This window comes from Microcoleus anatoxicus, from assembly GCF_042465725.1.
GTDB classification, from domain to species: domain Bacteria; phylum Cyanobacteriota; class Cyanobacteriia; order Cyanobacteriales; family Microcoleaceae; genus Microcoleus; species Microcoleus anatoxicus.
The window spans coordinates 6,379,783-6,391,767 of sequence record NZ_CP120853.1 but is presented as its reverse complement, the minus strand read 5'-3'; the positions used below and the strand labels follow the sequence as shown (position 1 = coordinate 6,391,767).

The following is an 11,985-nucleotide window of genomic DNA, read 5'->3' as shown; positions in this document are numbered from 1 at the left end:
CGCTGAAGTCTATGGCTCAATCAGTTAGCAAACTCGGAGATGTCAGCACAAAGACATCCCTTGTCCCCACGCCTTCCACTTCCGGCTTAATTGGTGTAGTAAAGTGAAAAAATTCGTGGTCGTTAACTAACAGCAGTTCTCCGGGATGCAGAACTTTATTAAACACAGGCTTTTCTTTTTTGGCAAAGTACAAATGAGTTTCACCACCGACAATATTAGTTCGGTCAACTGAGAAGATGCCGATAAAATCAGTACCGTCTCTGTGAATACCTTCCGGTGCAGGATTGCCAAAATTGTGTGGCGAACAAGTCGTCCTGATTTGATGGATGCCGATTTCAGCTTCCGGGTGAATTTTGCAGGAATCGAAAAAAGCAAAAATCATTTGTTTGAAATTATCCAGGGCGATTAGTCGATCGTCTAATTCGGCAAATTCACGCTTGATGTCACCCACCACCGGATTGTATTCTTTACTTTGGAAAAGATAGCCATGAGGCAACTTAATCAATTCGTTTCCATTGACTATAAATCGCGACAACCTTCTCGAACGATACTTTCCTTTAATATAAGGATCTATCGGCATATCGTCGAAAAATGGCTTAAAGCCTTCTAGCTTAATCGAGTTTACTTTTTTGAAAGTAAACATGAAAGCGTAATCCAAATGAATGGATTCTAATGCTGTTTTCATAGATAGTTCTCCATGAATCCTTGCTCCCCTCTTAAATTTTGCCTTAAGGAGATGTATGCTTCTAGTCTAGCTCAGGTTTTTTGTATCTGTGGTCAAAGACACTACAAAAATTGCAAAGATATTGTAAAGATGCCAAAATAAATTCGGGAGTTAAGTAAATCCACTTAATTAAACGTAAAATACGGATGACCGAAAAGCTGACTGCATAAGTCTTCTTCCTTCTTCCTTCTACTTATACCATTTGTCTAAAATTGTGCAACACTCTTCGACCCCCCCTAGCCCCCCCTTGCCAAGGGGGGGGACAAGAATACTGTTGCATTCTTTTTTTTAATTGGTATTAGAAGCTGTTTAATCCAAAGTCTAAAGTCGATCGACTGCTTTGACTAGGGACTGACAAGCTCGCAAAAAGACGGCAACATCCACCCCCAGTCCCACGTATTGAACGCCAGCATCAATCCACTGCTGGGCGATTTCGGGGGTGTCGGCAAAAGTACCCGCAGCTTTTCCGGCGCTGCGGATGGTGTTTACAGCTTTCTCCATCATCTCGATTACTCGCGAATCGCGGACTTGGCCGGGAATGCCGATCGACTGTGACAGATCGTAAGGCCCCAGAAAAATCACGTCAACGTGGGGTACTGTCACAATTTCTGCTAAGTTGTCGATGCCGCCTTTCCCTTCGACATGAATTACAACTAAGGATTCTTCGTTGAGTCGATCGGTAATATTTGTACCCGCAGCAGTGTAAAGCCCCGCCCTGGTAGCAAAGGAAAGACCACGGGTGCCGAGGGGACTGTATTTGGAATTTTTAACCGCAGTTTCAGCATCTATTCTAGATTCAATTTGAGGTACTTGAATACCAGCACTGCCAATGTCGAGGGCTCGTTGAATTTGTGGGCCGTCGTTTTTGCGGACGCGAACAATGGGCGCAATTCCTGCACAGTCTGCTGCGCGACACAAATCTTCGGCAGCGAGGGAATGTAAGGGACCGTGTTCCATGTCGATGACGGCGAAGTCAAAGCCAGCATGACCGCAAATTTCTATAAATGCGGGATAGGCGCAATTCATAAATAAACCGAGGACTGTTTCGCCTTGTTTAATTTTTTGTTTGAGTTGGTTTTCACGCATAAATTAGGATTTTTTTAGTATTAGATGTAATATCGTTTCCGGCTACATCGGAATGATTTAACCTTACTAGAACGCAGAGGACACAGAGGGAGAGAATAGAGAAATACTTTGCCCTTACAAAATGGGGATGCTCCCCAGAAACCGGGTTTTTAGTCTCGCGTGCGTCCTAGACTGTGTAATTGAGATTTTGCAATTTTATCTAAATGCGAGCGCTCAGAATTATTTTTTTTCAAACTGTTGCTAGCTTGGGGAAAAAGCCTGCCTTAATCCGGTTTTTCTATAAATTTTGTTCCAATTAACTCAACCAACGCCTTAGCCAAATATTCATATTGCGGTAAAGTATTATAAAATTGAGCAGAAATCCTCAGCAACTGCTGATTTCCATCCGACCAAGGAATCACCGGCACTTCTATTTTAAAAATCTCCCACAAAGCCTCTTGTAAAGGGGCAATTCCTGACTTACCAACGGCATCAAATTTTGCATCTGTCAGTTGTACAACAGCCATTGAGCCTACCATTTCATCTGGACAAGGCTGGGGTAAATCTAATTTATCCAGCAATATCTGTCTTCCTGCTAAGGCCAAAGCATGATTTTTTGCCATCAATTCGGGCCATCCGCCATCCAACAAAGAACCCATGAAGTCGATCGCCACCGGTACACATAAATAAGCACTTGGATCGACAGTTCCCATCCAGTCAAATTCTAATTGAAAGCGGGATTTATCGCTGCGCGGGGAGTTGGCACCATGACTGATTGTTGTCGGCTCAATAGCATCTTGTTTATCGCGTCGTACATACAAAAAGCCAGCACCTTTTGGCGCGCACAGCCATTTGTGACAATTTCCAGTGTAGTAAGTCGCGCCAAGTTCATCTAGATTTAGTGGAATCATTCCGGGTGCGTGGGCTCCGTCTACCAAGACATCGATACCTCTTTGGGCTAATTCACTAACTAGCTGTTTGATGGGAAATATTAAGCCTGTTTGACTGACAATATGGTCTAATAATACTAATTTTGTTTGGGGTGAAACGCACTTAATTACTGCTTCGATAACTTGTCCTGGCGACTCAATGGGAAATGGTACTTCGGCTACTATGACTGTAGCGCCTGTGCGACGGGCTACAAAATCTAGTGTATTGCGGCAAGCGTTGTATTCTTGATTGGTAGTTAATAATTCGTCGCCCGGAGCAAAAAAGAGCGATCGCAAAACTGCATTTACTCCCGTCGTCGCATTCGGCACAAATGCCAACTCATCACTACTGGTACCGATAAAAGTGGCTAATTTATTCCTAGCATTATCTAACAGTGGCTCAAATTCCCGCATCAAAAAGCGCAACGGTTCTCTTTCTAACTGTTCTCGAAAACTTGTTTGTGCTTCCAGTACGGGAATCGGACAAGCTCCAAAAGAGCCGTGATTGAGAAATGTTATATCGCGATCGAGTAGCCAGTGTTCTAAGTTCATGTGTTATTTGTTATTGGTTATTTGTTATTGGTTATTTGTTATTGGTTATTGGTTATTTGTTGTTGGTTATTTGTTATTTGTTGTTGTTATTGGTTATTTGTTAATTCCAATGTCCTATTCCCTATTCCCCATTCCCTATTCCCTATTCCCTATTCCCCATTCCCCATTCCCCATTCCCTATTCCCTATTCCCCATTCCCCATTCCCCATTCCCTATTCCCTATTCCCCATTTGACTTTTTAATTTCTCAAACTCTTCTATTGTATTGCAATTTGATAACATTCGTGCTTCTCGTTCTCCTATAGGCAGAGGTACTACTGCTATTTGATTCAACCATACTTGAAACGATCGCCCGCCTTTCTCAATAAAAATTTGCAAACTTGAGAGGGATTGCTGGCGGTAGAATCCGCACAAAGGTTCCCAGCGCGAGTTTTGATAAGGCACAACTGCTAAAGTAGATGGCCCTACTGCTGTTAACTGACTGGCCCAATGCTGAATTATCTCGGCATCCAACAAAGGCAAATCACAAGCTAGGAGTAAAATCCACTCGGTAGTAATTTGAGTTAATCCCTGACTCAAGGCTCTCAAGGGCCCGGAACCTGGATTGTATTCTACCAGAAATTGACATTTTTTATTTAAGGTAGATCGATAGCGATCGGGCCAAGCAGCTAGGACGTAAACTTCTGAGGTTAAGTTAGCAGCCACTTCGCAAGCTCGCTCTAATAGGGATTTACCATCTATTTCCAAAAGAGCTTTATCTCTACCCATCCGGGAACTTTGACCGCCAGCAAGCACAATTACAGCAATTTTATTATTTGTCATTTGTTATTTGTCATTTGTCATTTGTTATTTGTCATTTGTTATTTGTTATTTGTTGTTTGTTGTTTGTTGCTTGTTATTTGTTGCTTTTTGTTTGTCTTTTGATAGTCAAAAGTGAACTTTATACTGTCAACCCTTAGCTATTGACTAAATTGCTAAGTTCCTCAAGTTTTTGATATACTTGACCGCTACTTAACAAAACTTTGGCTTTAATAAAACCCGAATTTATATCTAAACAAAATCCAGAGCGCCAGAGATAAAATCCGCTATTCCAAATAGTAGACTGCATTAATTCCGAGGGTTTTCCCTGTAAAACTTCCTGCATTTGTTTTAATAACTCCAATGTCGATTCAAAGGCGGGATTTGTGCTACTGAAACCGTAATCGCCGTGAGCTAACAGCACTCGCTCAAACTCAATATCTGGCTTAGCAATACCGATGATTGCAGTCCGATCGCGCGGCAAATCACAACTTCCTTCCAGTCCTTTGACTGTGGTGTAATTCTTGACTCCTCGCAATTCAAAAGCATTGATAAACATACCTTCCGTCGGCGGGTGGACGTAGCCGGAGATGACGTTAACATCGCCGTCACAGGGACACCACATCAACTCCATGGTCGAAAAAGGCGATCGTTTGCCGATTTCGCGCCGGTAGGGAACTAAACTCTCAGCTTGGGGAAAATGGGTGGGAAGGTAGACAAAACCCAAACCTGTATTATCAAAAACTTGCTGGACTTTTTCTAAAGTCAATTTTGCCCAGTCAACACCCAAACCGCGCCAAATTTCTATCAGGGGAATACCTTCTTTTGTCGGCATGATATCGCCGCCGTGCATGAGAGTGGGAACGCCGGCGGTTGCTAAAATTAAAGCAGTTAAAGGGCTCACTGGGGCTGTGCGCGATCGCCCGTCGTAAGCAACTCCAAACACCGCCACGCTAGATACTGAAAATCCTTTTTCTCTGTTAGGGTGGGCGAGTTTCGGTCCTAATTCTTCATAAGCATCAAGCATTCCGGCTAATTCTTCCCCCGTTGGTCGCTTAATGCGGTGGGAAATCATAAAAGCTCCCATTTGAGCCGGTGTTGCTTCTCCTAACAGCATCATCCGCGTTGCTGCGGCTGATTCGGTGCGAGTCAAGTTTTCTCCTGTGTGTACGCCACTGCCAATTTTTCGCAGCAATTCTCTAAAAGCGTTACTCATAATTTGGTTATTTGTGATTGGTTATTTGTGATTAGTTATTTGTTAGTTGTTCCAACTTTTAAGACATCAAATTGCGGTGGCACAAATTCGCGTACTAATTTGCAGAAATGGGCGATGGGCGGAATTTGCATTCGATCGTGAGTTGTCACCAAAACGACTTGGCGAGTCCAAATCGGATCTGCCGCCGCAGTGCCAATGGCAGAAACCTTAGAATTTGGTCTCTGGTTTTCGATCGGGCGAATTGCTAAAGTGCGATCGGCACGGGCTTCCAACAAAGCCGAATGTGGCAGCATGGCAATCAATTCTCCCTGTCGCACTACACCTCGAAAAGCATCGAGAGTATTCAACTCCAAAACAGCTTGCAGTTTAGCACCCATGCGTCCAAATTCGTCTTGCACCATCCGCTGCATTCCGTAGCCATCCTTAAACACGACTTGCGGGTAACAAATCAATTCAGCAATTGGGACTCGATCGTATTTAGCTAGGGGATGACTCGCGGCCATCAATACCTCGATCGGCTCATTGTAAAGCACCTCAACCAACATTTCGGCACCTTGAGTAAAATAGCGATTGTTCATCACCACCGCTACATCCACCAAACCGTCTTTGAGCACTTTCAGAGCTCGATCGCTCCCCAGGGCTGTTACCCGCAACTGTACCTCTGGATAATCCCGGCAAAATTTTTGGAGTACAGGCGGCAAATAAGCACCACAGACTGAGTGAATAGCAGCTACGCAAAGTTCCGGCTGCTTACCCGCGAGCAAGTCTCCCAATTCCTGACTGGCATTTTGCCAAGTCAGACAGATTTTGCGAGCATGAGGTAACAGGCGTTCCCCAGCTAAAGTTAGCTTGGCATGGGCCATGCGATGAAACAGAGATAGGCCGAGTTCAGCTTCTAGTCCCTGCACTTGGCGACTAATAGTCGATTGAGTCACGCCACATTTCCCTGCTGCTTGCTGAAAGCTTCCGGTTTCGGCAACGGAAAGAAATGCTTGAATCTGCTCTAAACGCATGGATGTTTAAGTCTAGGTAACATTTGGCGCGATCTTCATCAGTAGTGACTGAAGAATAACAGTGACATTAACCGATTTGCTCCCCAAGTTTAGTAGACTTTGATACAGCTACAGATTAGTTTTGATTTATGGGCGATCGAACTCGACAACATCCACAATTCCAAATCGCCCTTAGTTATCAGTTAAATATCTCCTCATCTCCTCATCTCCCCATCTCCCTTGGCGATCGCAAAATCTTGTGATTGAAATTAGCATCCTGCTCTTGAGCGTAAGATTCATTGGTAAAATAGTAATGACTGTGAGGTTCATTTTTAGGAATTACTCCATTCACCACTAAGCCCAGAACCTGTTGACTGGATTTCTTCAAAAGCTCCTTCGCAAAAGCCACAGTACCAGAATGAAGAACTCCAGGCCTGACTACCAATAAAATCCCATCGGCTTTATTCCCCAAAATCAGAGCATCAGCAGCAACATTCAAAGCAGGAGCATCAATAATCACTGCATCATAACTAGCCGCAAATTGCTTAATTAACGAAGTTATCCGCTGGGAGTCCAACAGAGCCATGGGATTAGGCGGAATTACCCCGCAAGGGAGCACATCTAAATTCTCCATAACTTGTGCGATCGCACTTTTCAATTCAGCTTGTCCCACGATCGCATTGCTCAAGCCTACTTGATTAGGAAGTTCCCAAATCCGATGCTGAACAGGAAAGTGCATATCCGCATCTACCAGCAAAACTTTCCGTCCCAATTGAGCTATAGCCACAGCCAAATTAGCTGATACAGTAGACTTACCCTCTTGCGGTAACGAACTACTGACGACAATCACTTTCAGCTCTTTATCAGAACTCAAAAACCTGAGATTTGCCTGAAGCATTCGGTAAGCAGCACTGCTGGAAGTATGAGCACTATCTCTCACCACAATCTGTTGAGGAGATGGCTCTAAATCCTGGGAAGTAGATTTAAGCCGCTTGGAATTGCGCCTCGTATTTTTTTCAGGCTTTTTATGAAAAGGAATCACTCCCAACAAAGTAAACCCAAACAACTCCCTCGCCTCTTCAATAGTTTTGACAGACTTATCTTGAGATTCTAAAAGCAGCGCCGCAGCGATCGCCAGCAGAGTTCCCAACAAAGTACCCGACACCAACAATAAAGACTTGCGAGAGCGCACTGGTTCTTCAGGAACACTCGGCTTTTGAATAATGCGAGCATTCCCGACTTGCTGATTTTCCGTAATCCGAATTTGCTGGAGCTTTTTCTGCAATTCTTCATAATCAGCCTCGGCTTCTTGGAGTTTTCTTTCTAGTTCCCGCTTTTGTTTCTCTAGCGCCGGCAAAACTTTTACCCGCTGCTTGTAGGCTGCTAAAGCATTTGAGAGAATAGTAACGCGATCGGCCAAACCCTGGCGTTCTACATCGACACTGATAAATTCTTGAATCAACTTTGGTTTTACTTCTCCTATCTGTAAGCTTTGATTTTCCAAGGGCTGTTGACCGCCTAAAACTTGTTTAATTTGTTCATCTAGTAAAGCTTTCATCGTAGCTTTTTTAGTTACCAACCTAGTTATTACAGGCGAAGTATCCAGGTATCGATTTTGCTCAATAGCTAACTGTCGCTCTATTTGTTTGTATTCTTTCAGAGCTTCCTGCACAGTGCTAGATTGGCTGAGGGTACTGGTAGCCAATGCTTGTTGGGGAGTCATTTGTAATTGGTTTTCAAATGCTTTTGACTTAGCACTTGCTTTGATAAAATCCGATTTAGCTTGGTCTATTTGACTTTCTAGTCCCGCCATGACCGCTACTGCTGACTTAGCTTCTTCTTCCAGATTTACCACTTTATTATCTTCTTTGAATTTGCTCAATTCTGCCGCGGCTTTTCGCATAGCTTTGTCGGAATTAGGCAGTTTCTTTTCGATAAACTGTCGCACTGATACAGCTTCTAGACGATTTACTTTTTGATTGTTGTCTATATAAAAAATCATCATTGTCTTTACGACATCTGCTGCTACTTGGGGATTTTTATCTTTGTATGACACTGTTAGTATATCCGCTCCCCTAATAGTAGCTACTGTCAGATTTTTCAAAAATATTTTGACTTTAAGATGATGATTTTTTTCATCTTGCAAGTGAAGCTTGTTGATAGTTTTTTCGACAATTTCGACAGAACGAATCAGTTCAATTTCGGTTGTCAGAGGATTACTTTGCTCAGCAGCAGGAGTCAACTGTCCGATTTCCTTTCCCAATTCTGTCAACGCCGATCCAGGAGTTGTTTTCTTAAATAACAACTTTCCTTCTGCTTCATAAACTGGTTTTTCTTTAAGGGTTATGTAGGTGGCGAGTGCCACCACTGAGGCAAATACAGCTAGGGTTGGCAGCCATCGACGCTTCAAAATCTGCCAGTATTCCTGAAATCCCATACCATTTTCACTTGATTCCATAAATCTCTCCCAAAGATATATTTTTGGTAAATAGTCACAATATAGGGCTTTTAAACTGATGATTTAAGATCTATATGCTATCACTTAATTTCCACAATCTCATTGTTTTAATAAATATGTTACTTCCACTCAAAACCCTACTTAAGTATATAGTTTTGTTAAGAAACAAGTAAAGAATTATTAAATTCTGGACTAGAGAACCCGTAGTGGGAGAATATAGAGCCAATATCAAGTCGAATTTTAAAAAAATAAATCCCTAACAAGGCAATTAGGAGATGTAACAAATGCTTTGCCAGCTCCCCTTAATGCTAGCACAGAAGTGGATTCTGATTTAATTGCGGAAAAATTTCATCTGTAAGGCAAGTATAAAAAAAACAAAAAATTCGATGAAGATATCTAGTTTGAGCAAACTTGTTTTCTCATAGCGTCTTATGAATAGCCTAGTCAAAAAAATCAGCAAAGTGTTGGTGGGATTAAGAACCCGTCATTTTTTACTTGTCGATGCCATTTGTTTTGGCATCGCACCGTTATTAGCCCTGGCAATTCGTTTAGATGATACGAGTCTGGCTCCCTATCTAAACAGTTTAGCGGTAGTTACAGTATTATTTGTAGCAGTCAAACTAGCAGTTTTTTATGTTGGTGGCTTATACAATCGTTACTGGCAGTATGCTGGTCTCGAAGAAATGACACAAATAGCGATGCTGATAGGTATATCCCTAGCAGTGGAAGTTATATTGTTCCACCAACTCTACCAGGTAAATAATTCGGCGATCGCCATTCTGCCACGATCGCTGCCGCTGGTAGACACCATGATCGGCTTTTTGTTAGTGGCGGCAGTTCGTTTCAGCATTCCCACCCTGGAAAGATGGAACCAAAAACCGTGGAAAGTTCAGCAACGCGATCGCATCCTGATAGTCGGTGCCGGTAGTGCAGGCACATCTCTGGTGCAAACGATGCAAAGGAGCCCAGAGTTAGGGCTAGATCCAATCGCTTTCGTTGACGATGACCCTAAAAAAATCACCAAAAAGATTCGCAAACTGACTGTACTCGGCAATCGTTATAACATTCCCGAAGTAGTTCGATCGCTAAATATCAGCAAAGTCATGATTGCCATCCCCTCAGCGCCGGGACAAGAGATTAGGGAAATCGTAGAAATTTGCCAGTCAATTGGAGTTCCAACCAGCACCCTCCCCGGCCTGAATGAGATCATCAACGGTCGAGTCAGTATCGGGAACCTCAGAGAAGTCCAAATTGAAGACTTACTCCGCCGCGCTCCCATCCAAACCGATACCCACAAAGTCTTGGGATTGATTGGAGGCAAAAAGGTTCTAATTACTGGTGGAGGTGGCTCCATCGGTAGCGAACTGTGTCGGCAAATATTAAAGTGTACTCCCGCCGAAATCATCATCGTCGGACACGGAGAAAATTCTGTATTCAACATTCAACAAGAACTAACCAAAGTTCTGTCAGAACTCAAAAAGACTAGCAAAACTGCAACAGATATTACTCGCATTACAGCTTGCATCGCCGACATTCGTTTGCTCGATCGCTTAGAGTACGTTTTTGAAACAGTTAGACCAGACATGATTTTTCATGCGGCTGCTCACAAGCACGTACCCATGATGGAATTAAACCCGCCGGAAGCCATCACCAACAATGTGCGAGGGACAAAAAATCTGCTGGATATGGCATTGAAATACAATGTGCAAAACTTTGTGATGATTTCCACCGACAAAGCGGTGAATCCAACTAGCATTATGGGAGCTAGCAAAAGAGTTGCCGAAATGCTGGTGTTGCAAGCAGCAAAAAAAAGCGAAAACCCCTTTGTAGTTGTTCGTTTTGGTAATGTTCTTGGCAGCCGCGGTAGCGTCGTCCCCACTTTCAAGCGACAAATTGCTGAGGGTGGGCCGATTACCATTACCCATCCAGATATCTGTCGCTACTTCATGACAATTCCCGAAGCAGTTCAACTGGTTTTGCAGGGCGCAGTCATCGGTGGTGGCGGGGAAGTTTTCATGCTGGAGATGGGGGAAGCAGTGAGAATTGTTGATTTGGCAAATGATTTGATTCGGCTCTCAGGATATGAAGTCGGCAAAGACATTGAAATCGCGTTCACCGGGCTGCGGCCTGGAGAAAAATTGTTTGAAGAGCTATTTATTCCTGGTGAGCAATATAACAAAACTCAACACGCAAAAATTCTCAGTTTGGGTAATGCCAGCCGCCTAGTGAAAGATAATATCGATCGGGAAGTAGAAGCTCTTTGTCAAGCGGGCGATCGCAATGATGCCAATTTAATTGTCTCGCTCCTACAGCAGTTAGTCCCTGAATACATACCAGGATATTCCACAGCAAATTTACACGAAACTACAGCGACAGAAAAAACTGAACCAGTCAAGATTAGCAGTGTAGCATCTGTGCAGTTAGAGAACGATCTGCGAGTGGCTCTGGCCAATGAGGAGTTTCGGATTCACTATCAGCCGATCGTCTGCCTAGAAACCAATAAAATTAGTAGTTTTGAAGCGCTGTTGCGCTGGCAGCACCCGACTAGAGGTTTGCTATGGCCAGACGAATTCCTCACAGCAGCAGAAGAAACTGGCTTGATTGTTCCGATTGGCGAGTGGGTACTGCGGCAAGCTTGCACCCAGATGCAGATTTGGCAGTCGCAATTTGGTCTTGATTCTCCTTTAAAAGTCAGTGTCAATCTGACTAGCAAACAGTTTTTTCACCCTGACTTAATCGAGAATATCTGCCAAATATTGAAGGAAACAAATCTTGATGCTTCTAGTTTGAGATTAGAAATTCCTGAAGATGTTGTGACCCAAAATTCTGAGTTGGCTGGCTCTGTTTTAGTTCAAATTAAAACTTTAGGCGTGCAAGTACAAATCGATCACTGTGGTTTGAGTGATGTATCGTTAACTCAGCTCTACCAATTGACGCGGCTTAAGTATGGAAAATTCGACAGTTTGAAGCTAGATTGCTCTTTAGTAAGTGGTCTGGATGCTAGCCACCCAAACTTAGAAATTCTTCACAAAATTATTGCCATAACTCAGGAGTTGGGTATGGGGATGATTGCCACAGGAGTAGAAACGAGATGGCAAATCGCTCAGCTAAAAGAGCTGAAGTGCGTCTACGGACAGGGATACTTTTTCTCGAAGCCTGTAGAATGCGCTGCGGCAGGTAAACTGATGGGGGCTAAAGTCAATAAAAATTAATTGGGCATCGGTGAATAAAATTGCCAGCCAAATACAGGAT

The 11,985-nt window shown here is 43.3% G+C and carries 8 protein-coding genes; 1 reads left to right on the top strand and 7 read right to left on the bottom strand.

All coding sequences use genetic code 11. From position 1 onward, the window contains the following. Positions 1 to 16: 16 nt before the first annotated feature. The 7 genes from P2A85_RS27850 to P2A85_RS27820 form a co-directional block, all read right to left on the bottom strand. A complete protein-coding gene (locus P2A85_RS27850) occupies positions 17 to 685 on the bottom strand; it encodes a 2OG-Fe dioxygenase family protein (protein WP_377476708.1) in 669 nt (222 codons plus the stop codon). A 360-nt stretch (positions 686 to 1,045) separates the two neighbouring features. Continuing rightward, positions 1,046 to 1,810 carry an HpcH/HpaI aldolase/citrate lyase family protein gene (locus P2A85_RS27845; protein ID WP_377476707.1) on the bottom strand — a complete coding sequence of 255 codons (765 nt, stop codon included), beginning with the start codon at positions 1,808 to 1,810 and terminating at the stop codon, positions 1,046 to 1,048. 263 nt (positions 1,811 to 2,073) lie between these two features. Beyond that, positions 2,074 to 3,270: an aminotransferase class V-fold PLP-dependent enzyme gene (locus P2A85_RS27840; RefSeq protein ID WP_377476706.1), complete on the bottom strand. Its 1,197-nt coding sequence runs from the start codon at positions 3,268 to 3,270 to the stop codon at positions 2,074 to 2,076. Positions 3,271 to 3,482: 212 nt separating this feature from the next. Next, entirely contained in the window at positions 3,483 to 4,091 is a 609-nt protein-coding gene (locus P2A85_RS27835) for a molybdenum cofactor guanylyltransferase (RefSeq protein ID WP_377476705.1), read from the bottom strand. Positions 4,092 to 4,224: 133 nt separating this feature from the next. Beyond that, positions 4,225 to 5,283 carry an anthranilate phosphoribosyltransferase family protein gene (locus P2A85_RS27830; RefSeq protein WP_377476704.1) on the bottom strand — a complete coding sequence of 353 codons (1,059 nt, stop codon included), beginning with the start codon at positions 5,281 to 5,283 and terminating at the stop codon, positions 4,225 to 4,227. Positions 5,284 to 5,318: 35 nt separating this feature from the next. After that, positions 5,319 to 6,296 carry a LysR family transcriptional regulator gene (locus P2A85_RS27825; protein WP_377476702.1) on the bottom strand — a complete coding sequence of 326 codons (978 nt, stop codon included), beginning with the start codon at positions 6,294 to 6,296 and terminating at the stop codon, positions 5,319 to 5,321. Between the two features lie 202 nt (positions 6,297 to 6,498). Beyond that, a complete protein-coding gene (locus P2A85_RS27820; RefSeq protein WP_377476701.1) occupies positions 6,499 to 8,733 on the bottom strand; it encodes a GumC family protein in 2,235 nt (744 codons plus the stop codon). Between the two features lie 431 nt (positions 8,734 to 9,164). On the opposite strand from P2A85_RS27820, the gene P2A85_RS27815 reads away from it, so the two are divergent. Further along, complete coding sequence (locus P2A85_RS27815; protein ID WP_377476700.1) at positions 9,165 to 11,945, top strand: polysaccharide biosynthesis protein; 2,781 nt, start codon at positions 9,165 to 9,167, stop codon at positions 11,943 to 11,945. The last annotated feature ends 40 nt before the right edge of the window (positions 11,946 to 11,985 follow it).